Source organism: Solitalea agri (assembly GCF_023914155.1).
GTDB lineage: Bacteria > Bacteroidota > Bacteroidia > Sphingobacteriales > Sphingobacteriaceae > Solitalea > Solitalea agri.
Map to the genome: position 1 here is coordinate 17,413 of NZ_JAMWYS010000057.1, position 25,016 is coordinate 42,428.

At 33.7% G+C, this 25,016-nt stretch carries 19 protein-coding genes and 1 tRNA gene; 13 read left to right on the forward strand and 7 right to left on the reverse strand.

What is annotated here, in order from left to right; all coding sequences use genetic code 11:
* Positions 1–96: 96 nt before the first annotated feature.
* The 3 genes from NF867_RS15985 to NF867_RS15995 all read right to left on the reverse strand — a co-directional run bounded on the left by NF867_RS15985 (position 97) and on the right by NF867_RS15995 (position 2,820).
* Positions 97–1,221: a Fic family protein gene (locus tag NF867_RS15985; RefSeq protein WP_252589396.1), complete on the reverse strand. Its 1,125-nt coding sequence runs from the start codon at positions 1,219–1,221 to the stop codon at positions 97–99.
* Positions 1,222–1,890: 669 nt separating this feature from the next.
* Positions 1,891–1,964: transfer RNA gene (locus NF867_RS15990), tRNA-Pro, on the reverse strand.
* A gap of 7 nt (positions 1,965–1,971) precedes the next feature.
* On the reverse strand, positions 1,972–2,820 hold the full coding sequence (locus tag NF867_RS15995) for a CvfB family protein (protein WP_252589397.1): 849 nt from the start codon (positions 2,818–2,820) through the stop codon (positions 1,972–1,974).
* 155 nt (positions 2,821–2,975) lie between these two features.
* Here NF867_RS15995 and NF867_RS16000 point away from each other — a divergent pair, with 155 nt between their 5' ends.
* The 3 genes from NF867_RS16000 (at position 2,976) to ybeY (ending at position 7,301) form a co-directional block, all read left to right on the forward strand.
* Positions 2,976–6,290: a DUF4175 family protein gene (locus NF867_RS16000; protein WP_252589398.1), complete on the forward strand. Its 3,315-nt coding sequence runs from the start codon at positions 2,976–2,978 to the stop codon at positions 6,288–6,290.
* Between the two features lie 4 nt (positions 6,291–6,294).
* On the forward strand, positions 6,295–6,720 hold the full coding sequence (locus tag NF867_RS16005) for an ATP-binding protein (protein WP_252589399.1): 426 nt from the start codon (positions 6,295–6,297) through the stop codon (positions 6,718–6,720).
* 158 nt (positions 6,721–6,878) lie between these two features.
* Positions 6,879–7,301 (forward strand): rRNA maturation RNase YbeY, encoded by a 423-nt coding sequence (ybeY, locus tag NF867_RS16010; RefSeq protein ID WP_252589400.1) that lies wholly within the window; start codon positions 6,879–6,881, stop codon positions 7,299–7,301.
* A 51-nt stretch (positions 7,302–7,352) separates the two neighbouring features.
* Here the strand turns inward: ybeY and NF867_RS16015 are convergent, their stop codons facing one another.
* Together NF867_RS16015 and NF867_RS16020 are read right to left on the reverse strand one after the other, a co-directional pair.
* Positions 7,353–8,003: an NAD(P)H-dependent oxidoreductase gene (locus NF867_RS16015; RefSeq protein ID WP_252589401.1), complete on the reverse strand. Its 651-nt coding sequence runs from the start codon at positions 8,001–8,003 to the stop codon at positions 7,353–7,355.
* Between the two features lie 15 nt (positions 8,004–8,018).
* Entirely contained in the window at positions 8,019–8,738 is a 720-nt protein-coding gene (locus NF867_RS16020; RefSeq protein ID WP_252589402.1) for a pirin family protein, read from the reverse strand.
* A 2,963-nt stretch (positions 8,739–11,701) separates the two neighbouring features.
* Between NF867_RS16020 and mnmG the strand changes: the two genes are divergently transcribed.
* Together mnmG and NF867_RS16030 are read left to right on the forward strand one after the other, a co-directional pair.
* Positions 11,702–13,564 carry a tRNA uridine-5-carboxymethylaminomethyl(34) synthesis enzyme MnmG gene (gene mnmG / locus NF867_RS16025; RefSeq protein WP_252589413.1) on the forward strand — a complete coding sequence of 621 codons (1,863 nt, stop codon included), beginning with the start codon at positions 11,702–11,704 and terminating at the stop codon, positions 13,562–13,564.
* A gap of 133 nt (positions 13,565–13,697) precedes the next feature.
* A complete protein-coding gene (locus NF867_RS16030) occupies positions 13,698–15,305 on the forward strand; it encodes an Ig-like domain-containing domain (RefSeq protein ID WP_252589403.1) in 1,608 nt (535 codons plus the stop codon).
* 54 nt (positions 15,306–15,359) lie between these two features.
* On the opposite strand, the gene NF867_RS16035 is transcribed toward NF867_RS16030, so the two are convergent.
* Positions 15,360–15,872, reverse strand: coding sequence for a gamma carbonic anhydrase family protein (locus NF867_RS16035; RefSeq protein WP_252589404.1), 513 nt, complete (start codon positions 15,870–15,872; stop codon positions 15,360–15,362).
* Positions 15,873–15,876: 4 nt separating this feature from the next.
* Positions 15,877–17,466: an L-aspartate oxidase gene (nadB, locus tag NF867_RS16040; protein WP_252589405.1), complete on the reverse strand. Its 1,590-nt coding sequence runs from the start codon at positions 17,464–17,466 to the stop codon at positions 15,877–15,879.
* Between the two features lie 511 nt (positions 17,467–17,977).
* Between nadB and nadA the strand changes: the two genes are divergently transcribed.
* The 8 genes from nadA to thiL all read left to right on the forward strand — a co-directional run bounded on the left by nadA (position 17,978) and on the right by thiL (position 24,862).
* Positions 17,978–18,976: a quinolinate synthase NadA gene (gene nadA, locus NF867_RS16045; protein WP_252589414.1), complete on the forward strand. Its 999-nt coding sequence runs from the start codon at positions 17,978–17,980 to the stop codon at positions 18,974–18,976.
* 107 nt (positions 18,977–19,083) lie between these two features.
* Positions 19,084–19,533: a hypothetical protein gene (locus NF867_RS16050; protein WP_252589406.1), complete on the forward strand. Its 450-nt coding sequence runs from the start codon at positions 19,084–19,086 to the stop codon at positions 19,531–19,533.
* A 118-nt stretch (positions 19,534–19,651) separates the two neighbouring features.
* Positions 19,652–20,305, forward strand: coding sequence for an HD domain-containing protein (locus NF867_RS16055; RefSeq protein ID WP_252589407.1), 654 nt, complete (start codon positions 19,652–19,654; stop codon positions 20,303–20,305).
* 94 nt (positions 20,306–20,399) lie between these two features.
* Positions 20,400–20,999: a short chain dehydrogenase gene (locus NF867_RS16060; RefSeq protein ID WP_252589408.1), complete on the forward strand. Its 600-nt coding sequence runs from the start codon at positions 20,400–20,402 to the stop codon at positions 20,997–20,999.
* On the forward strand, positions 20,999–21,691 hold the full coding sequence (locus tag NF867_RS16065; RefSeq protein ID WP_252589409.1) for a uracil-DNA glycosylase family protein: 693 nt from the start codon (positions 20,999–21,001) through the stop codon (positions 21,689–21,691). Before NF867_RS16060 ends, NF867_RS16065 begins: the two co-directional genes overlap by 1 nt.
* Positions 21,692–21,729: 38 nt before the next feature.
* Positions 21,730–22,971 (forward strand): dicarboxylate/amino acid:cation symporter, encoded by a 1,242-nt coding sequence (locus NF867_RS16070; RefSeq protein WP_252589410.1) that lies wholly within the window; start codon positions 21,730–21,732, stop codon positions 22,969–22,971.
* A gap of 8 nt (positions 22,972–22,979) precedes the next feature.
* On the forward strand, positions 22,980–23,720 hold the full coding sequence (locus tag NF867_RS16075; RefSeq protein WP_252589411.1) for a L,D-transpeptidase family protein: 741 nt from the start codon (positions 22,980–22,982) through the stop codon (positions 23,718–23,720).
* An 89-nt stretch (positions 23,721–23,809) separates the two neighbouring features.
* Entirely contained in the window at positions 23,810–24,862 is a 1,053-nt protein-coding gene (thiL, locus tag NF867_RS16080) for a thiamine-phosphate kinase (RefSeq protein ID WP_252589412.1), read from the forward strand.
* The last annotated feature ends 154 nt before the right edge of the window (positions 24,863–25,016 follow it).

The following is a 25,016-nucleotide window of genomic DNA, read 5'->3' on the forward strand; positions in this document are numbered from 1 at the left end:
TAATTAGTTATTTTTCAATCTATTGACTGTTCTACTCATTTCTTGAAGGTACACTAAAAGGTACACTTTTAATTTTTAATCCGTGTTGAGATATTGCTACCTGAATAGTTTCAAATACTCATCAAAAATAAACAGCTTTCCCCTCTTTCCTCCCGTTATCTCTCTTAATAAACCTAAACGTTCAAAATCAGCAATTAATTTATAGGCAGAAACTACAGATATTTCTGCTATTTCACTAACCTTTGCTGCATCAGTCATTGGGTGTTGGTATAGATAGTTGATTACTTTTTGTCCATTTGCTGACTTACTGCCTAATGTCTGTAATTGAACCTCTATCTTTTTTTGCAATTGCAAAATATTATCAAAAGTTACAATACCATTTTGAGCTGTTTCTATTATTCCTACCAAAAAGAATTTAAACCATTGCACAATGTCATTCTTTTCTCTTACCCGCATTAGATTATCATAATAAAGCGTCCTGTTTCGTTCAAAAAAATCAGATAAATACAGAATTGGTTTTTTTAGAATCCCTTTATTTACTAAGTAAAGTGTAATAAGCAGTCTCCCAACCCTACCATTGCCATCCAAAAATGGGTGAATTGTTTCAAACTGATAATGAACTAATGCTATCTTAAGCAATTCAGGGAAGTAAACACTTTCATTATGCACAAAAAGCTCTATATCGCTCATCAATTCAGCAATCGATGTATGAACCGGCGGTACAAATACTGCATCATTAATACTCGCTCCACCAATCCAATTTTGACTTTGTCTGAATTCACCTGGTTGTTTATGTTCTCCTCTTACTCCTTGCAGAAGTGTTTTATGTGTTTCTTTAATTAAACGTGAGGAAAAAGGAAGATTATGTAATTGACTAATTGCTTGATCCATTGCGGCAACATAATTTTGCACTTCTTCCCAATCGTCTCTTTTATCTAAAGGAACATCTTCCATATTTAGCAATGCCTCTTCCATATTCGTTTGTGTGCCTTCTATTTTACTGCTTTGTGTAGCTTCTTTTAGCACATGCATGCTTATAAATAAATCGATATTAGGAATGTAACCTGAATACATATCTAATCGGCCTAACTCCCGATCTGCCTTACCCAATAACTTGATTAGTTCCATGTTCTCTAAAGTCCATTCCTTGTTTACTAGATTAGGTTGAAAGCTTTTATAAAACCCTTGGGTTACATATACACCTGATTTAAAATTTTTCATATTCAAAGTAAAATTAAACAAAGGTACCTCTTATTTTAGTTTTTGCACAAAAACTTAAATAATGGATGGGGTTATTTAAATTTTTATAACAAAACTTAAATAGAGAAATTGTTTATTTAAGTTATTCTATCTATTGATGAATGTTCTTTACCCATTTTCTAGATTACAATCTGATTGTATTGTCCGTTGTCTTGTTCATATTTGCCAATCAAAGTTAGTTTCATTTAGTTATAAGATGATCGTAATACTCCTTTAAAAACAAGAAGACTTTTGTTTTTAAAGATCACGCTCAAATTGAATAAATGAAAAAGGGATATCGTTGGACTCGTAATTGAGTAATATTTGTTTTGCTTCCGAAAGCTTTTCTTTTAAAATCTCATTAACCTCTTTATAAGCTTTAAATGATCTTCTAAACTTACCTAATCCCTCATTTTCCTTTTCGGCAGGCTTTCAATCCTCTTTATTTGATTTAAAGTCCAATCCTTTGTTTGTTAGCAATGACGTGATTGTAAAGTATTTCCTTTGAGAACCTTGAGTTACTCTTAAACAAATGGGATGGAAATCATTTAATAATTTTTTAGATGTGTTTAGCACAATAAATTGCTCTGGATTTATCCTTTCTAAGAAATAAAAAAAGCCTTCTATTATATATAGAAAGCTCATTTTTAGTCGGGATGGCCGGATTTGAACCGACGACCTCCAGCACCCCATGCTGGCGCGATACCGGGCTACGCTACATCCCGATGTAGCTTAATCTCCAAGCAAATGATCAGAATTAACCAATCTGATCTCCTTTTCAAAAATATCAATTAGACGTTCTTTATAAAGAGCCCCAATAGTTTTTTTGAAGATTTTTTTGCTAACTTTTAATTCATTCAATATTTCATCCGGAGAACTCTTGTCTCCCAAAGCCAGTACACCATTATTCTTTTCAAGCTGATTTAATAGCGTAGTTTTAAAATCTAAAACTTGTTTATAGCCTATTGCCTGCAAACTCAAATCTATTTTATCATCTTCTCTAATTTGCTTGATATATCCCTTTTTAACATCACCGGGATATAGATGCTCAAAAACCTCATTGTGATATAAAAGGCCCATATACTTTTTATTAACAATCGCATTATAACCTAAATCGGTTCTATCGGCAATTATTAATTCAACCTCATCGCCTTGCTTTACATCAAAATCAGATAGTTCAATAAAGTTGGTCAACTTTGTAGACCCAATAATTCTTCCATTTACCCTATCTAAAGAAATATAAACCAGATACTGCTCGCCAATTTCCATCTGCGTTTTTTGTTCTCGTAGTGGCACAAATAGATCTTTCGAAAGACCCCAATCCATATATGCGCCTCTTTCGTTCTCACTTACAACAGTTAGAGCTACAAATTCATCTACACAGGCTAAGGGTTTTTGTATTGTTGCCCGCGGCTTATCTTCACCATCCAGAAATACAAAAAGATTCAAAGAATCATTTTCTTGTAAACCCTCCGGAACTTCCATATATGGTAGCAGCGCCTCTCCCTTTCCATCGCTGAAATAAAGGCCAGCTCCTGATTTTTTAACAAACTTAAGTTCGTTATATTTTCCTATCTCCATTTTCCTAAATATTATCCCCTCTTAACAATTCAATGTTTACAAATATAGCACTCCATCATCAGTACGATGCTATTGTAAATTTATTAATGCGTGCTACAAATAAATTCTTTCAGTGAAATTATTAGTTAAATTTGTTATTGAGGCTAGGTGTATTTATGTCATATCAAAATTCGAATTATGATTTCCTGATACAAAAACTCGATGAGTTTATCCGGAAGTATTATAAAAACAGGTTAATTAAAGGAAGTTTATATGTAGTGGCGATTTTAGCGGCATGTTACCTGATTTTAACAGTCACTGAATACTATTCGTTTTTGAGTACAATACTCCGTACCCTTATTTTCTTTGGTTTTGTTTTTCTATCTATTTTGGTTTTGGCCATTTATGTGTTAAAGCCATTGTTATCGCTTTTAAAATTAGGAACTGTTATTAATCATCAGCAGGCCTCTGAAATTATTGGTTTACATTTCCCCGAAGTTAAAGACAAGCTATTAAATACGCTTCAACTAAAGCAAATGTCGAGTCAAACGGCCGACAACAAATTAATTGAAGCCAGTATCAATCAAAAAATTATTCAATTAAAACCAATTCCATTTAGCTCGGCAATAAAACTGGGTGAGAATAAAAAATATTTAAAGTTCGCGCTGCCTCCTCTTATTGCTTTACTTGTTTTAGGTGCTGCTGCTCCAGGTGTTTTAAAGGATGGAACAACTCGCCTTGTTAATTATAGTCAACCTTTTGAGCGCAAAGCTCCTTTTCAAATTGAGGTTACCAACAAAAAATTAAGTGCATTACAAAATGAAGACTTAACATTAACTATAAAATTAAGCGGGGATGAAATTCCACAGGATATTTACCTGATTGAAGGTGAAAATCGTTATAAACTCGACAAGAAGAACATTCTTGAGTTTAGTTATACTTTTAAGAATCTACAAAAAACTCAAAACTTCCGTTTTCTGGCCGACGGTTTTTATTCTAAAGAATATGAACTTTCTGTTTTACCGAATCCCCTCTTATTAAATTTTGAAGTCACATTGGTTTATCCTTCCTATACAAAAAAAGTAAATGAGACTCTTCAAAATATAGGAGATTTTTCGGTTCCCGCCGGAACGCTGGTAAGTTGGAACTTTAAAACCTCCAATACCCGTCAGCTTGATGTATTGATAGATGGTTTAAATCAACCTGCAGAAAAGAAATCAGAAACCTCTTTTTTATTCAGTAAAAAGCTTTTTAAAACAACGAATTATGCCGTTCAAACTAAAAATGGCTATGTGCTTAAAAAAGACTCACTGAATTATTCGATTAATGTAATTCCTGACGTAAGCCCTTCTATTAATGTAATTGAGCGCTTCGATTCACTTACTACTAAACAGTTTTATTTTTCGGGAGATGTTAAAGATGATTACGGGTTTTCGAAACTTACCTTCAATTATCAGATTTTAAACAAAGACAAGAAAAAGGTTTACTCAAAAGCCATCCCAATCAATACCGCTCAAACTTCTGAAACTTATTTTTACAATTGGGACCTGATTGAAAGCGGAATACTACCTGGGGATGAAATCAGCTATTATTTTGAAATTTTTGATAATGATGGAGTAAATGGTATTAAATCGACCAAATCGGTTATAAAAACATTAAAAACACTTTCAAAAAACGAAATTGATAAGCAGCTTGATGATAAACGTGAAGAATTAAAGGATAAAATGGAGAAAGCATTGCGACAAGCCTCAAAAATTGAACGCGATGCAAAAAAACTTAATGATAAGCTCGCCGACAAAAAAACATTGACCTTTGAAGAGAAAAAGCAAATAACTGATCTTATTGAGAAGCAAAAACAGCTTGAACAAAACATTCAGGAAATTCAGCAGGAGAACAAAATAAATAACCAACAAAATAATGAGCTGAATGAGCTTGACCAAAAGATATTGGATAAGCAAAAGCAGCTTGAAGATATGTTCAATAATGTATTGGATGAGAAAACAAAAGAGATCTTGGAAAATCTTCAAAAAATGATGGAAGAAAATAACAAGAATCTAACCCGTGATCAGTTGGAAAACATGCGAATGGATAATAAATCACTGGAAAAAGAGCTTGATCGCATGCTTGAATTATATAAACAACTGGAATTTGAGCAAAAACTTCAACAGAATATTGATAAGCTTGATCAACTCTCTCAAAAACAAGAAGAACTTTCGGAAAAAAGTAAAGACAAAAATTCGGACGCTGATAACCTTAAAAATGCACAAGATCAAATCAACCAGGATTTTGATGAGTTGAAAAAAGACATGAATGATCTTGAAAAGAAAAATGAGGAATTAGAGAATAAGAATAACTTTGAAAACCCGGAGAAAGATCAGAACGATATCCAGAAGGAACTGAATAACAGCGTTGAGGAGCTTCAAAAAAACAATAAAAACAAAGCAGCTGAGTCACAAAAAAATGCCTCCAATAAGATGAAAAACCTGTCGCAAAAAATGCAACAGATGCAACAACAAATGGAAGGCATGAAACTTGATATTGATATTGAAGGTTTACGACAGGTATTGGAGAATCTGTTAAAAGTTTCTTTTGATCAGGAAAAACTAATGCAACAGTTTAAAACGCTAGGCGTGAATGATGCCGGGTTTACTTCACTGGTTCAAAAGCAAAAATCATTGAAAGATGATTTAAGTATGGTACAGGATAGTATTTTTTCTTTAAGTAAACGTATCCTTCAGATAGAAAGTTTCGTAAACAAGGAAATAGAAACTATAAACAAATACATGGATAAAACCATGGAAAGTTTAGCTGACCGCCGTACCGGTGAAGCTGCCGGTAATCAGCAATATATTATGACATCTGTTAATAATCTGGCAGTAATGTTGAGTGAAGTGCTTGATCAATTACAAAATCAACAATCGAGCATGGGCAAAGGCAAATCAAAAAGTAAAAATAAAAAGCCTAGTCTTTCTCAACTATCAAAAATGCAGGATGAACTTAACAAGCAGATGCAGCAAATGAAAAATGGCATGAAACCCGGACAAGTTCCGAGAGGTCAGCAAAGTCAGCAAATAGCTAAAATGGCTCGTCAGCAACAAGCCATCAGAAACGCATTACAAGACATTAATAAAGAACAAAATAAAGACGGAAAAGGCAAACTCGGTGATCTGGATAAATTATCAAAAGATATGGAACGAACCGAAACCGATCTTTACAACAAACAACTTACCCAGGAAATGCTGAAACGTCAGCAAGAGATAAAAACACGTTTATTGGAAGCAGAAAAGGCCGAAAAAGAACGTGATGAAGATGAAAAACGCGAAGCAAAACAAGGTAAAGAACAAACAGCCGATTATAAAGCGGTGTTTGATCAGTACCAAAAAGTAAAGCAAAAAGAGTTGGAATTATTAAAAACTCTGCCTCCTGGAGTAAGTTCATTTTATAAGTCGAAAATAAATACCTACTTTAACTTGTTAAATAACGGGAAATAGTGTTATGGGTCAAATTACTACTGATACAAGCAAGCTTTACACGTTGCAACTAGCATCGAAACTGGATAGTATTGTAGAACTTGAGAACTTCCTTGAGTTACTTTTGGAAGAACATCAAGTTTCTAATGAATGCTATGGTAATATTATGACCTCACTGAATGAGGCTACAATGAATGCCATTGTTCATGGTAATAAGTGCCAAGAGAATAAAAAAGTATATATCAATGTAGAAGTCGTTAATAAAAGTAAATTCATTTTTACTGTTGCCGACGAGGGTAACGGATTTGATTTTAGAAACATAACGGATCCCACTCTGCCTGAAAACATTGAAAAAGACAGTGGACGCGGCGTTTTCATTATGAAACACTTAGCTGATCTATTAACTTACAATGAGCGGGGCAATGAAGTTGAAATGCACTTCAAATTTTAGCCAATAACATAGTTTATAAGTTAAAAGCCGTTTAATCAGTACAAATACGAAACTGATTAAACGGCTTTTCTTTTATAAATCAAGTACCTATACTTTCATTATTCTAATTTCTCCGTTTTGGACTCTATCTTTGCCGTTAAACTTTTTATACCTTAAAAATGGCCATCAATTTTTTTAACGAAGACATTGATATTAAACTAAAAGATAAAGCAAAACTAAAAACCTGGATTAAGGATACCGTGGAAGAAGAAGGCTTTAAATTAAAAGATGTAAGCTTTATTCTTTGTTCAGATGAATACCTTTTAACTATTAATCAGCAGTACCTTAATCATAATACCTATACAGATATTGTTACGTTTGATAATTCAGAAAAAGAAGATCAAATAATTGGCGATATATTTATTAGTGTGGAAAGAACCCGTGAAAATGCCAAGAAATTTAATGTTTCATCAGATACAGAACTTCATAGGGTAATGATTCACGGAATATTACATTTATGTGGTTATTATGATAAAAAACCAGAGGATAAAGCCTTAATGACTGAGAAGGAAAATTTTTACCTGGCTAAAAGAGCTTTTTAAATAAAAAAGGTTGGTAAGTATACCAACCTTCATTTTAACTAAACTTAAGAATTATACACGTTCAATAATTTCATTTAACGGCCTTCTCACTTTTTTAGCGAATTGCATGGTATCTTCTTCAGAACGAAAACCTACAGGAGCAATTACAACAGCATGTAAACCCTTTTCTTTTAGTCCTAGGATTTCATCAAATGCATTAGCATCAAATCCCTCCATCGGGCATGTATCAATGCCTTCTACCGCACAATAAGTAAGTAAATTACCTAATGCAATATAAGATTGACGTGCATTCCAATAAGCTGCAGCATCATCAGTTAGATTCGAAACGGTTCCCTTCATTACTTGCTCAAATCCTTCTAATGCTCCACGTGGAACATTACGAGTTTCGGCAATAATATCGATGTAATTCTCAATGTACGTTTGCTCTATTGAAGTTTTATGAGCAAACACAATCAAGTGAGAAGCATCAGTAACCTGCGTTTGGCCGTAAGCTGCCGTTTTAAGCTTTTCACGAACTTCTGGATTCTCGACTACAATAAACTTATATGGCTGTAAACCATACGAGGAGGCACTCAGATTCAACGCTTCTAAAAGATTATTTAACTGTTCTTCTGATAATTTTTTTGTTGTATCAAACTTCTTTGTCGCATAGCGAAAATTGGCTAAACGATCTATAACATCTACTTTTTCTAATACTTCCATTTTAAAATTTCTCTCTTATTTTTTAAAGTCCATCGGAACTTCAATTATCAACAACTCAGAAAAAGAATTTGTTTTAACATTTATTGTTTTTACATCATAAATTCCTAATCCATCACGTTCAAACAACTCAACACCTTCTACGACAACATTTCCACTCAAAACAAATACATAAACACCATTATCAGGTTTATTTAAAGTGTAGTCTACAGATTGGTTTTCATCAAAATTACCTAATGAGAACCAGGCATCCTGATTAATCGAGACGCCACCATTGACATTATCAGGAGAAGCCACCACTGAAAATTTATTTTCCCTATCTGCAGGCAAAAAAGTTTTTTGCTCGTAGCGAGGTTCAATATCCCGTTCTTTAGGAAAAACCCAAATTTGAAGAAACTTAACTTCCTTATCACGAGAGTTATTGTATTCGGAGTGCGCTATACCACTACCAGCCGACATGATTTGTACATCATGAGTTTTAATCACTTCTTCTCTTCCAGTACTATCTTTATGTAGCAGTTCGCCAGAAAGAGGAATACTAACTATCTCCATGTTATCATGCGGATGGGTTCCAAAGCCTAAACCAGGAGCGACTGTATCGTCATTCAAAACCCGCAGTAAGCCAAAATTCATTTTTGCAGGATCATAAAATGAACCGAAACTAAATGAATGATAACTCTTTAACCATCCTAAGTTATTAAAGCCGCGTTCATTAGCGCGATGAATTACAGTTTTCATACTATTATTTCCTTTCGAAATTTGTTGCAACAAATATAAGTAAAAACAATTAATGTTTAAACATATATTTATATAAAAAATATACTTTTTGCATAAGAAAAAATAAATAGCTCTTGAAAAATAGAAATAACAAACAATTAAACGCAAAAAGTCAAATGGGCCAAGCTAACAGATTAATTCCATTCAATTAATATTTTAGAACAACGTACGTTCTAAATACAGATAAGAAAACAAGCTAGACTCTATGATCTGAAAATTAGAAAGAAAGAATGAATAATTTATCAATCTAATCTATCCAATTTAAATATTGATTTTCAATTGGTACTATTTTAAGATAACACTAATTAACTTGGAAAAGTATTATATAAACTCATAGAATTACTCAAAATCAATAAACGAAATCACTTTAGACAAATACCAAATAATAAAGTCGAAATACTAAGTAATTGAAATTATAAGCATTAATTTGTTTCTATTGAATGAAATATTCCTAAAATAAAGAGTACAAAAAGCAATTATCATATTCGAAACTTCAAATATCCCCTGCTAACCATTGATTCATTAAACATTATATTGTAAACCTTTAGATAAGATCCATTAAACAATGTCTTCAAAACTCATTAAAAATGAATAAGGACAATGATTAATAGCGATAGACAAAGCATTCAGATTTAAGAAAATTCAGTTAGAAACACACTCCTAATTAATAGCTTAACCTATCCAGGTATCTATTCTTCATATTTTATTGTATTCAAAGCTATACCAAATTTCGAGCTAATAAGGCAACTATTAAACACGTATTGAATAATATCAGAATTATAACTTTAGTATACTCCAATTTGAAGATGTTCCTACTTAAAGAATAGAAATTCAAAACTGCATGAAATAACCTTAACAAGAATTACTTGATTTATATATGTGAAAAAGATCTGATTAGAAGTTTAAAAATGGACCTACCGTAAATACCTACATCCATATCAATATAAATAAGTATATAGATAAACCCTCACCATTTAAAATTCAAAACAATCAATAAATATTTATGATGGTCATTGTTTTAAAGAAAAATTTGAGTAAGAAAGTTATAAAAGGAAGAAGTTTAAAATAAGATGCTAATCCCCTGTTAAAAGACCTAAAGCAAAGGGAAGGCACAAAAGAATATACACAACTAAATAGTAAGTAAATGGATTATCATTGAATCTAAACTAACTACAAGGAAGGCATATAATAGATATTAGCATACAGGCATCAAACTGTTAAACTTATCTCAACTTTAAAAAGAGTTATAAAAGTTTAATTAAGAAACAACTAAATACTCTTATTACATTAATGAATAGATGACTATTTAAAATCTACCAAGCAATAAAACAATGAGCTTAATTTTTAGGTACAGCTAAAATAAATCAACCACTCCCTGGTTAACAGAGAAATAAGCTAAAATTAATATGAATACGCCTTTTATTAGCTGAAGTAGTAGTTTAAAAGCTGATTTACTCGTTAAACTATATTGAAACGCTTAGCAGGAAAAACCAGTTTATTTAGCTTTAAGGATAACATACCCTATTCTGATTAAATTCCTATTATAACATAATTTAATAAAACCCTTAATAACTATAGCTAAAACGAATGTTAGTACATAAGTCTCAAAAAGGCTAATCTTTAAGTAATTGAATAAACAAAGTTCTAAGTGAATAAACACTATTCGTAATATATAACAATATTAAAAGAAGCTCCTTCAAATCTTACCCAATTGATAGGGTCGTCGTTATTTCGCACTTTCCATTTATTCAAAAACTTAAAGCTATCATAAACTACCTTAAATAAACATGTAAGAAAGAAAGATAATAGATAATGATAACTAGTATATCAGTATTGAATTTTACTAATACAAGTAAGTTCAATAACTATCATATTTTAGTCCTGCTACTTAAACAAAGTTGTACCACTGTTCCCTGAAAAATATATTCTATAAAAAAGTTCGTTATTAGACTATACTAATATATAATGCTCTTATAAAAAGCTATTATCCCTTTTTATGCGTTCGATATCATAATACTATACTAATAGGCTTATAAAACAGGTCTAAAAATAATTCGGAGTTAATCGATACATGTCAAAACTCATAAAGAACCCCTTCCTTTTTAATTAATAATTACTTTAGATCTATTCATGTGTAGGTAAGGTATTAATCTAAACAGTAATCAGGATTCAATACACTTAAAATAAACAACGATATATAATTAAAAAACTTAGTATCGTCTTAAAGTAGACAATTAAATTATTTAGATAATACGAAAGGAACAATATAACTGAATTAACAAAAAAAAGATGAACCAATAATAAATTTCAAAGCAGATTACATTAAGAAGTCTGAATTAGTATGAGCTATAAACAATATATTATAAATGAAATACTAGTTTAGATCCATAAATACTTATAGAAAAGCAAGTCAATATCCATACTAAATACAATAATTAATAAGCAACCTATTAACGAGATCTATAAAAACTCTCAAATTATTAAATAAACAATTACTACTCTCATGGTCAATTAAAGTAAAATCAATAATAAATATCTTTATAGAAAGTCCCAATCAAACAAAGAATTAATCAATTAATAGAACTTATATAAGAACCTAAAGTTCTAAAAAGGTAAAACAAAGTATAAGAGCTTTTATCCAATCATTAATAACTTCCATCATCACCTTGAATCCATTTATATATAAATCACAATCATTAAACCATAAGGTGGTTTACGCATTATTATTCAAAATAATCCATGGTTTAATAAACTTAAAATAACACTAAACACTCATTTAAAATTCTAAGACATTTCAATTAATAACTATGTTCCACGTGGAACATGCGATATCATTAAATAAACTAACAAACTGTTTTTTCGTAACTTTGCGAATTATTCAAAAAAGAATTAACTATGTTCCACGTGGAACATTACTAAAAGGTATGTTTACTGAATACGATATAATAGTTGTAGGAGCCGGTCATGCCGGTTGTGAAGCAGCAGCTGCAGCTGCAAATCTCGGATCAAAAGTATTACTAGTTACTATGAATATGCAAACCATTGCCCAGATGTCTTGTAATCCGGCAATGGGTGGTGTAGCTAAAGGTCAAATAGTAAGAGAAATTGATGCAATGGGTGGCTACTCAGGAATAGTGAGTGATAAAACAACTATTCAATTCAGAATGCTAAATCGCTCAAAAGGACCTGCAATGTGGAGTCCAAGGGCACAAAATGACCGCTACAAATTCCATGAAGAATGGAGATATATGCTTGAAAATACACCTAATCTTGATTTCTTCCAAGACATGGTTAGTGGACTTCTCCTAAAAGGAAATACTGTTTGCGGTGTTAAAACTTCACTGGGTTTAGAAATTAAATCAAAAGCAGTTGTACTTACAAATGGAACCTTTTTAAATGGTACGATTCATATTGGTGAAAAGCGCTTTGGCGGTGGACGAATGGGTGAAAAAGGAGCAACAGGGTTAACTGAAAACTTAGTTGAACTAGGTTTTGAGGCTGGTAGAATGAAAACTGGCACACCTCCACGAATTGATGGTAGAAGTATAAACTATTCAGTAATGGAAGAACAACAAGGAGATGAAAACCCAAGTCGTTTCTCTTATCTTGATTTTGAGCTTCCAACTGAAAAAAGATCTTGCCATATAACTTATACCAGTCCTGAGGTTCATGATATTCTAAAAGAAGGATTTGATCGTTCGCCAATGTTTACCGGTAGAATTAAAGGTTTAGGTCCTCGTTATTGTCCATCAATCGAAGATAAAATCAATCGTTTCGCAGAACGTGATCGCCACCAAATATTTGTGGAACCTGAAGGTTGGAACACAGTTGAAGTATATGTAAATGGTTTTTCTACATCGCTTCCTGAGGATGTACAATACAAAGCTTTAACTAAAATCCAAGGATTTGAAAACGCTAAATTCTTCCGTCCAGGCTATGCGATTGAATACGACTTCTTCCCTCCTACTCAGTTAAATACCACACTTGAAACAAAAAGAGTTGCTAATTTATTCTTTGCAGGACAAATAAATGGTACCACAGGTTATGAAGAAGCAGCGGCTCAAGGATTCATTGCTGGTATTAATGCTCACCAAAAAATAAACGAAAAGCATGAATTTGTATTATCAAGATCAGAAGCTTACATCGGTGTGTTAATTGATGATTTAGTAACAAAAGGAACTGAAGAACCTTATAGAATGTTTACTTCAAGAGCAGAGCATAGATTACTATTAAGACAGGATAATGCAGATATTCGGTTGACCAAATTATCTAATTCAATTGGTTTAGCTTCTGATGAACGCTTAAGAAAGGTGGAAGAAAAAATCAGTAAATCAGATGAAATAGTAAAATTCATGAAAGGTAAATCAGTTGAACCTTCAGAAATTAATTCCTTTCTTGAGGAAAACGGTACCTCTCCTTTGCCTCAGAATACTAAACTATTTAATTTACTGACACGACCTCAAGTCAATCTAACTGATCTAATAAATGCTTATCAACCATTAAAAGATTTTATCAATGGTACTAATCAGGAAATAATTGAACAATCGGAAATAAAAGTTAAGTATGAAAGCTATTTTGAAAAAGAACTTGAAATGGTTTCGAAGCTTCAACGTATGGAAGACCAAAATATAAATCCTGAATTTAACTATGACACCTTAGTTTCATTATCAAAAGAGTCGAGAGAAAAATTAAAAAAAATAAAACCTCGAACTTTAGGCCAAGCATCACGAATTTCAGGAGTTTCACCTGCCGATATATCAGTTTTAATGATTCATTTATCTAAATAACTGATTATCAATATTTTAGATTAATTAAAGGTTAAAAAATATCTACCTGTTTTAAAGCGATATAAACCACTATCTAAAATTTTCAATACTAATATTCATAAAAGCATATAAATTTAACTGAGGGCTTAAAAACGTGAAATTTTCAAAACAGCTGTTTTTAAAGAAAAAAATAGAAGCTTTAATTGTTACAACATTATTTTTTACCGCATGCGCAAATATTGTTAGCCCTACAGGTGGAGACAAAGATGTAACACCACCAAAACTTTTAAGCGAAACTCCAAAAAATAAAAGTTTAAATTTTTCGGGTAAAAAAATTGAAATAGAATTTGACGAGGTCGTTCAACTAAAAGATCAGTTCAAAGAAATTAGTGTAACACCTGAAATGGAATTGGCTCCAGAAATTTCTGCCAGAAAAAATATTATTCTTGTTAAACTAATTGATACCCTTAGAAAAAACACTACCTACTCTATCAACTTCGGAAATTCTATCGCTGATATGAACGAATCCAATCTGTTCAAAAATTACAGATATGTATTTTCCACTGGCAATTATATTGACTCTTTAAAAATAGCAGGAACTGTAGATTATGTAATTGATACCGCTTTAACAAAAGATGTAATCATCGGATTATTTCCACCAAACTTAGAAGCACTTTATAAACAAAAACCAATTATTTATACGTCAACTGGTACCGGAGGTAAATTTGAGCTAAACAATATTAAAAATGGAGAATACCGGATTTATGCAATTAAAGATCTAAATGGTAATAAACGATATGATGAAGATGAACTATTAGGCTTTTTGGATAAACCAATTAATCTCCAAAAAGACTCATTGAACTTAAATTTTACTATTTCTAAACAAATTCCCAGAAAAACAAAAGTTACTGAAACAAAGTACTACGAAGGTAAAATATTGGTAAAATACAATAGAAAAGATGACTCGGTAAATTACAATGTATTATATCCGGAGGAGTTTAAAAATAAAATAATTACTGATAAATCATCGCTTGATTCAGTTTCATTATGGGTACCCACTGCTAAATTCGATTCTACAAAAATTGAAGTGTTGAAAAATGGAAAACCTTTCGATACCGTTTTAATTAGAAACTTCATTAAAGAACCAAAATTTTCGCTGACAAAAATTACTGATAATTTAAAATCAACCGTATTGAAGCCTGGCGATACTATTAAACTTAATTTTTCAAGACCATTACAAAATCCAGACTTTTCGAAAATTGAAGTATTAGAAGATAGTATCAAGAAAACAAACTTTTCAGTGATTCCGAATATCCACAACATAAAGGAATATGCGGTAAAATATAACTGGGATAGCACGAAGAACTACGAAATAAACATTAAAGAAAATACTTTCACCGATATATACGGAAAAGGTAATAGTGACTACAAGCGAAAATTCGTTATTGATTCCATTGGAAATTACGGAACCATACTTACCGACTTTGAAATTCCTGAAGGTAAACAATACATAGTAGAATTATTAGATGAAAACAATGTAGTTCTTAAACATCAGATTATTTCAAGCTCAGGTATTTATCCATTTACAGTATTAGTTCCAGACAGATATAAACTTCGTTATATTGAAGACTCAAACAAAAATAATCAGTGGGATGTAGGTAAGGTGGATCAGAATATTCAACCTGAACCTATATACTATTTCAAAGATGAAATTGCGGTAAGGATTGGTTGGGAAATAGAGGTAAAAATTAATGCTAAGTAATTTCATAAAAAAATATAAAGAAAAAGGCTTGAAGAGATCTTCAAGCCTTTTTTTTTATCCCTTAAACCAGTCGGAATACATTATGTACCTTCCTGGTAAAGTGTCTAATAATTCCTTCTGCGCCTCTGTAATTGGTTTAATCTTCTTTGCAGGAATACCAGCATACAAATAACCCGATTCACATATAGTATTCTCCAAAACAATAGCACCCGCAGCTATAATACAATACTCATTAACAACAGCGTTATCCATAACAATTGCACCCATACCGATAAGAACCTTATCCTTTAAAATACAACCATGAACTAATGCATTATGACCAATATTGACATTGTTGCCTATAATAGTAGCTGCTTTTTGGTAAGTACAATGAATTACTGCACCATCCTGAATATTGGTATTATCACCTATAGTAATGTAATTAACATCACCCCTAACAACAGCATTAAACCAAACACTGCAATTTTTTCCAATTGTCACATCTCCAACTATAGTAGCGTTATCAGCTAAAAAACAATTCTCTCCAAAAGTTGGAAGTTTACCTTGAACAGGCTTAATTAATGCCATATTATTAAAATGTTGTATCGTGAATATTATTGATTTCCTTTTCAGGATAATCTGTAGTGTAATGTAAGCCTCGGCTTTCCTTTCTCATAATAGCGCCCTTAATAACTAAAAATGAAACTTGAATTAAATTTCTCAATTCACACAATTTCATAGAGAGTTTAGTGCTTTTATAAAAAGACTCTGTTTCATTATGTAATAATTCCAACCGTCGCTTAGCACGTTCTAAACGAAAATCAGATCTAACAATCCCAACATAATCACTCATCAAACGCTGCATCTCCCGAATATTATGAGTAACTAATATATCTTCATTCGATTTAACCGTATTTGTATCATTCCACTCCGGTATATCTAATTGAAAATTAACTGATTCGAAATATGAAACAGCTGACTGATAACTTCTTTCAGCAAAAACAAGAGCTTCTAATAATGAATTGGAAGCCAAGCGATTTGCACCGTGCAATCCAGTAGATGAACATTCTCCGCAAGCATACAATCTACGAATACTTGATTTTCCGAATTCATCAACCAAAATTCCACCACACATATAATGAGCTGCTGGAACAACTGGGATCATATCTTTACTCATATCAACTCCAATGCTTAAACACTTTGCGTAAATATTTGGAAAATGACGAAGTAATTCCTCCTTTGCTACATGGCGAATATCAAGATAAACAAAATCATCACCTGACTTTTTCATCTCAGCATCAATTGCCCTGGCAACAATATCACGTGGGGCCAATGATTTACGCTCATCATACAACTCCATAAATTCTTCACCTTTCCTATTCTTTAAAACGCCACCTGCACCTCGAACAGCTTCTGAAATTAAAAAAGAAGGATATTCACCGGGATGATACAAAGCAGTAGGATGAAACTGAATAAATTCCATATTTCTGACTTTACCCTTTGCACGATAAACCATTGCGATACCATCACCAGTAGCAATCACAGGATTAGTGGTATTTGAATAAATATGACCGGCACCACCAGAAGCCATCAAAGTAATCTTAGATAAGATTTTCTCTACCTTATTTGTATTTGTATTTAATGCATAAACACCATAACAAGTTATATCAGTAGATTTTTTATCAACAACCCCTCCTAAATGGTGTTGAGTAATCAGATCAACGGCAAAATAATGAGTAAGTATTTCAATATTAGGATGCTTATGAATTTGCTCAAGTAGAGCACGCTCAATCTCGAAACCGGTAATATCCTTATAATGCAGAACCCGATGTTCCGAATGCCCACCTTCTTTTGCAAGATCGAATGTTCCTGACCTCGTTTTATCGAAATTAGTTCCATAATCAATAATCTCCCTAATTCTTTCCGGACCTTCCTTCACTACGATCTCCACAATATCCTGATCACACAAACCATCACCAGCTATTAAAGTATCTTGAATATGTTTATCGAAAGAATCGGACTTATCAACAACAACTGCAACACCACCCTGGGCATACTTAGTATTTGATTCATCTTCATTAGATTTGGTAACAATACACACTGACCCATGCTTGGCAGCCTTCAGTGCAAATGACAACCCGGCAATACCGGAGCCAATAACAAGAAAATCAACTTTCTTCATCAATTAAATATAAGTATCAGACAATTAGAATGTTCTAAATAGGTGGAAAACTTTATTGCTTTATTTTTAACAAAAAGCCTGATTTTAAACTTCTCTCCTGATTCTACTGATAATATGTTAATAAGTATGACAAAGATGTTAATTTTGCGTTTGAAAATAGTAGGTAAGTTTTAAAATCGGATGAAAATGTCAATTTCTAAACATATCATCGTAAAACACTAAGACTATTAGTCAGAGATATCAACATGATATGCTATAATTCACAGTCAACAAAGAATAAACAGCAAAACTATTAACTGTAAATATTGGTTTTCATAAAAAACAGTATACCAATAAGTTGACTTTAACTAAATGTTAGAAGAATGTTAATAACTCTTTAACAACAAAAAACACAACTAAAATTTATAAAACTTTTTAACCAAACTAACACTATAATAAGAAGCAACATTTTAAAAATTTTAAATCTTTTATTTTTATTTACAGTGTTAGTTAATCAACAATAAAAAAAATGATGACAGCCGATGCCCCCGAGGCCCTGCTTGAAAAGGGATATCTGGATTACCATGTGGATCCGACCTTAGATCTATTTGAGGAAATTGAAAAACTCAAAAAAGAAAAGAATGCGATTATTCTGGCCCATTATTATCAGGAACCTGATATTCAGGATATAGCTGATTATATCGGGGATAGTTTGGGTTTATCTCAACAGGCTGCAAAAACCGATGCCGACATTATTGTTTTTGCGGGTGTTCATTTTATGGCCGAAACTGCCAAAATACTTTCTCCACATAAAAAAGTGTTATTACCTGATTTGAAAGCAGGCTGTTCATTAGCGGATACCTGCCCTGTTGATCAATTCGCACTTTTTAAACAAAAGCATCCTGATCATACGGTTATCATGTACGTAAACTCTACTGCCGATATTAAAGCAATGAGCGATATCGTATGTACATCAACCAATGCTGTTCAAATTGTGGAAAGCTTACCTAAGGATGAAAAGATCATCTTCGGTCCGGATAAAAACCTTGGTGCTTGGGTAGCTAAGAAAACCGGCAGAGATTTAGTTTTATGGCAAGGATCATGTATGGTTCATGAAATTTTCTCTTTGGAAAAAATCACGAAATTAAAAAATCGTCATCCGGAAGCAGAGTTTATTGCACACCCTGAATGTGAAGATGCAGTTTTAAAAATCGCCGATTACATCGGATCTACAACCGGTTTATTGAAGTATGCGATAAATAGTCCTAAAAAAGAATTTATTGTTGCAACTGAATCAGGTATAATTCATCAAATGCAGAAAGCGGCACCTGATAAAGTATTTATTCCTGCTCCTCCAAATAATTCATGTGCTTGTAATGATTGTCCACATATGAAGTTGAATACTTTAGAAAAGTTATACTTGTGTATGAAATATGAATTGCCGGAAGTTACTTTACCAAAAACTCTTATTGAAAAAGCAGTGAAGCCTATTGAGCGAATGCTCGAAATTTCGGCTAAGTATGGTTTATAAAGTTTAAAATAAAATAATAACTATAAAAGGTAAGTCAAACGACTTACCTTTTGTTTTTAGTAACATATTTCTATTTTTAAGAAATTAAAACCAAACGATATACTTTAATGAAAAAGCTATTATTCCTTTTAGGAGCTGGAATTTTATTTGTTTCGTGTAGCAAATTAGAAGAAGGTGAGCCTGATCCATTAACATTACCTGTTCAAAAAAAGGTTAAATTCAACATCTACTCAAGTAAAGATTATAGCAGTCCGAATAATGATGGAACAACAGCTTTAATTAAATTGGAAGTTATTAACATAAACCGCACAACTGAGGTTGAAACTAAAATTTGGGACTCGACAATTAATGAGCGTCAGATTAAGATTTATCCTTTGGCAACAGCGCCAATTGTTGTTGAAAAAGTGTTTAATAATGTAATTGACAAAGATCAGGCTATTAAATACAGGTACGTTGTTACCATAAAGTATAATAATGGTGCTACCAGTTCAAATACCGAACGTTCAGAAGTATTAGATACCGGAAATATTGCAAAGCAATTGGGTATTATTCTGTAATAAGTAATTAAATTAGTTTTTGAAAAGGAACTGTTGATTAATTGTCAATAGTTCCTTTTTTGGTTTTTGTTAAAAATTAAAAAAAATTTTCCCCGCTTCGCGGATTAGTAGTTTAGGCATGGACAAAGAATCAATTATCAACACAACAGTTGATTTTGTTAAAAAGGAACTTGATGGAGTGGAAAGTGGTCATGACTGGTGGCATATTTATCGGGTGTGGAAAAATGCTCAATTAATTCTTGTTGATGAAAAGGCCGATTCACTGGTAGTTGAATTAGCTGCGCTATTGCACGACATTGCCGATGCCAAATTTCATAATGGTGATGAGGAAATTGGCCCGGCCAAAGCCGAAGAATTTATGAAAAGTTTACAGCTTAATGAAAGTGTTATTGACCATGTAACGAATATAATCAGGCATATATCCTTTAAATCGGGAAACCAACGACATATTTTTAGTTCCAAAGAGTTAGATATTGTTCAGGACGCCGACAGACTGGATGCTATTGGAGCGATAGGTGTCGCCCGGGCATTTAATTACGGTGGGTTTAAAAATCGGGCGATCTATGATCCCGAAATAAAACCTAACCTGGAGATGACAAAAGAAGAATATAAGAAAAGTGAGGCGCCGACTATCAATCATTTTTACGAAAAACTGCTTTTGTTAAAAGACAGGATGAACACAGATGCCGGCCGTAAATTGGCAGAAAAACGCCACGAATATTTGGAACAATTTCTAAATCAGTTTTTTAACGAATGGAATGGCCATTTATAGTTTGATAGCTGTTTTTTATGAAAATTTCCCGCTTCGCGGACAAAACAATACGGTTTCTTTCGTGTCATAGTAAGTACACTATTACATTTTTAATATGAAAATTATCATTGTTGGGGCCACCGGAACAATTGGAAAAGTTGTATCTGCCGAATTGAAAAAACGCCACGAAATTGTCAGCGTGGGATCAAAATCAGGAGATGTTCAGGTTGACATAAACTCAAAAGCATCTATCGAAAAATTATTTGAAACAGTTGGAAACTTTGATGCATTAGTTAGCACCACGGGTTCGGCATTTTTTGGGCCTTTCTCCGAACTTACAGAAGAACGAATGTATGAGGGAATTAGAAGCAAACTTATGGTACAGGTTAATTTGGTGCTGGAAGGAAGGAAGTATATCAAACCCAATGGTTCTTTTACCTTAACAAGCGGAATTTTAGCTGAAGACCCTATTAAAATGGGGGCTGCCTTAAGCATGGTGAATGGAGCAATTAATTCCTTCGTTATAGGAGCTTCTGTTGAATTAGAAAACCAGGTACGAATCAACGCAGTTAGTCCTGGCGTTGTTGAAGATTCGCGCGATCTTTACGGTCCGTATTTCCCAGGTCATATTCCGGTGTCGATGGAAAGAGTTGTAGCTGCTTATATTAAAAGTATTGAAGGAGCAATAAACGGCCAAGTTATTAAAGTTTATTAATGACTTTAGCCGATAAAATATTGGCATTCTATCATACATTGCATTTGGAGGGAGATGGGCTTCCTCCAAATGTTCAGGTGTTATATCCCTACATAAATTCAAACTCACCCATAATTGACAGTATAACCCGGCAATTTTATAACAAGTTTTATGCTGATGACTTTCAAAGGCGAATGATCATTGGCATTAACCCGGGAAGGCACGGAGCCGGTTTAACAGGAATCCCTTTTACAGATACTAAAAGGCTGGAAGAATGTTGTGGAATTACTGTTGATAATTTTCAGTGTCATGAACCCTCTTCGGTTTTTGTTTATCGCATGATCGCCGCCTTCGGCGGAGTAAAAGAGTTTTACCAACTGTATTATTTCACTTCAGTTTGTCCACTTGGTTTTGTTAAGGTTCAGTCGAATGGAAAAGAACTGAATTATAATTATTATGATGATAAAGGTTTTTTCCAACGGATAAAACCTTTCATTGTGGAAAAGCTTCAGGAACAATTGTCATGGGGCTTTGATAGAACTAAGGCTTTTTGTTTAGGAACCGGGAAAAATTTTGAATTTGTAAATCAACTGAACAATGAGTTTCATTTTTTTAAGGAGCTGATTCCTTTAGAACATCCTCGCTATGTGGTGCAGTATAAGTGGAAAGAACTTGATAACTATGTGCAAAAATTTGTAAACCTGCTTAAATGAAAATAGTATCTTTTTAAAATTTTACAAATACCAGAAACATGGCTCAATTGAAAAGGCTGTTTGATAATTACAGCAACATCATTTTTTTGCTGGGAGGAATCTTACTTGGGAGTATTGCGGGTTTAATTTTTGGTAAAGAAATAGCAGTGATTAAACCCATTGGCGATATTTTTCTAAACCTTTTATTCACGGCCATAATTCCCTTAATCTTTTTTGCCATTGCCACATCGGTAGCCAATATCGAACAAAAGGGTTCATTTGGTAAAGTATTGCGATCAATGCTATTGGTGTTTTTGTTTACCACCCTTCTTTCGGCTTTTCTAATGATTTTGGTGGTTGGTGTTTTTCCAATAGCCGATCACTTCAAATTGAGCATCCCTGAAAATGCAAATTCCAAAGTAAGCAGCTTTGGTGAGCAAATAACCACGTTATTAACTACCAGTGATTTTTCTCAATTGCTAACCAGGCAAAGCATGTTAGCCTTGATCATCTTTTCTATTTTGGTTGGAACGGCAACTTTACAGGCCGGAAAATCGGGAGAAGCCTTTAAGCAGTTTTTGAATTCGGGGAATGAGGTTTTCAAAAGGCTTATTTCACTGATCATGAAAGCGGCGCCATTAGGGCTGGGTGCTTATTTTGGTTATTTAATTGGAGTTTTCGGCCCGGAACTGTTCGGATCGTATGCACATTCATTGGGCTTATACTATGGATTTTGCACTGTTTATTTTTTTGTCATGTTTTCGGTTTATGCCTTTATGGCCGGAGGAATAAAGGCCATTCCGGTTTATTGGAAAAACAATGTGGTCCCGTCGTTAACGGCGCTGGGTACTTGTAGCAGTGTTGCCACCATTCCGGTGAACATGCAGGCGGCTGAAAAGATGGGCGTGTCAAAACCCATAAGTGATATTACAATTCCTTTGGGCGCATCTTTGCATAAAGACGGTTCAAGTATTGGCGGGGTTATAAAAGTCGCCATGGTCTTCGCTATTTTTAACAAATCATGGAATGGTATGGATACGATGTTGATAATTTTAGGCATTGCGTTAATGACCAGCATAGTTGAAGGGGGAATTCCAAACGGAGGCTACATTGGCGAATTGTTCATAGTTACAGCATTCCATTTACCAATCGAGGCATTATCAGTTTTAATGGTTATTTCAACATTGATTGATCCGATGGCTACTTTGTTGAATGCAACCGGCGATACAGTGGCCGCAATGATGATTTCCAGATTATCCGAAGGCAAAAATTGGATGAGCCGACAAATTCAAATCAACTAGCTTTTTAGATGAAGAAGATAATACCCTTAGTTTTTTGGTCGATCATTGGTTTAACGATGCAAGTAAAAGCACAAAAAATTGATTTAACAAAGCAATTTAATACCAGGCAAATTTTAGTTGTAACGGCTGCTAATTGGGATACCGTTGATGCCAAGTTAAACGTGTTTGAATGGAACAATAAAAGCTGGCAATTGAAATTTGCAGATGTTCCGGTTACCTTGGGTCGAACAGGTTTGGCTTGGGGAAAGGGTTTGCAATCAGATGAATTGAATACAGGAGTATTGAAAAAGGAAGGCGACGGTAAATCGCCAGCCGGAATTTTTAGTTTGGGAGGCTTGTTTGGTTACGAAGATATTTCAACCAAAATGAAATTTCTGAAAGTTAGCCCTTCCACTTTTTGCGTCGACGATCAAACTTCAGCTTACTATAATCAAGTTACTGATACTACTAAAACCCCAAAAACATGGAATTCGGCAGAGGAAATGCGCCGAAATGATGATTTGTACAAATACGGCGTTTTTGTAAACTATAATACGGAGCCGATAGTTGCAGGCGCAGGCTCCTGTATTTTTATGCACATTTGGCGTGGCGCCGGCCGGCCTACGGCCGGTTGTACGGCAATGACAGAAGAAAATATGCTGAAGCTCTTTTCAATCCTTGATGCAGAGAAAAAACCATTGCTAATTCAAATGCCCCGGGATGAATATGAAAAATTAAGGAATAGCTATCAATTGCCCGACCTGCACTGATTAATTCTGCATCTTTTCTACCTTTGCAAATTAATTTCAGACGCTAGTTTTTTACTAATAACTATTGACTGATTACTAATTACTAAACAATGAGCGATCTTTTTGAAAATACAGAGCGAACTGAATTATCGCAAATGGGGGAATTTGGTTTGATAGACCATTTGACACAAAATGTAAAACTATATAATTCGTCAACCTTAAAAGGCATTGGCGATGATGCGGCGGTAGTAAGCCATGGCGATAAGAAAACGCTTATTTCAACCGACTTGCTGATTGAAGGAATTCATTTCGATTTAATGTATGTTCCTTTAAAGCATTTGGGATATAAGGCCATCATGGTAAACCTTTCAGATATCTGCGCAATGAACGGCTCTCCTACCCAGGTAACCGTTTCAATTGCTGCTTCAAGCCGATTTTCGTTAGAGGCCCTGGAGGATTTATATGCTGGAATGTTGCTGGCTTGTGATAAGTGGAAGGTGGATTTGATTGGCGGCGATACCAGTTCTTCACAAAAAGGACTGATCATTAGCATCACTGTTTTGGGTGAAGCAAATGAAAAAGATATCGTTTATCGCAGCGGAGCAAAGAAAGGTGATTTGATTTGTGTTTCCGGCGATTTAGGCGGAGCATATATGGGACTGCAAATGTTGGAGCGTGAAAAAGCTGTTTTCTTGCAAACACCAAACATCCAACCGCAACTGGAAGGAAAAGATTACATCTTGGAACGACAGCTTAAACCGGATGCGCGAATGGATATTGTTGAGATGCTGAAGGCTTTAAGCATTACACCTTCTGCCATGATTGATATTTCTGACGGACTGGCTTCGGAACTACTTCATATTTCAAAACAATCGAAAGTGGGTGTGAAGCTGTATGAAGAGAAAATCCCGATTGATCCTTTAACCTATGATACCGCCCGCGAATTCAACCTCGACCCTACTGTTTGTGCTTTGAGCGGAGGAGAGGATTACGAGTTATTGTTTACTATACCGCAATCGGATTACGATAAGATAAAAGGTCAACCCGATATTTCTATTATTGGTCATATTACCGATGAAAGCGAGGGCAATTATATTGTCAGCAAATCAGGCAATGTTTACGAGATCACTGCCCAGGGCTGGAACGCGTTTAAGCAAGCGTAAGCGAATAAATCTTTAAATAACGGCTGTCCAAAAAGTCTTGACCTTGTCATCCTGAGCGCAGTCGAAGCGTTTTAACAACTAGCCTTCGACTCCGCTCCTTTAGATTTGTTATTGTTAGATTTAAAATGAGAAAGGAAGCAAAAGTACACTAAGA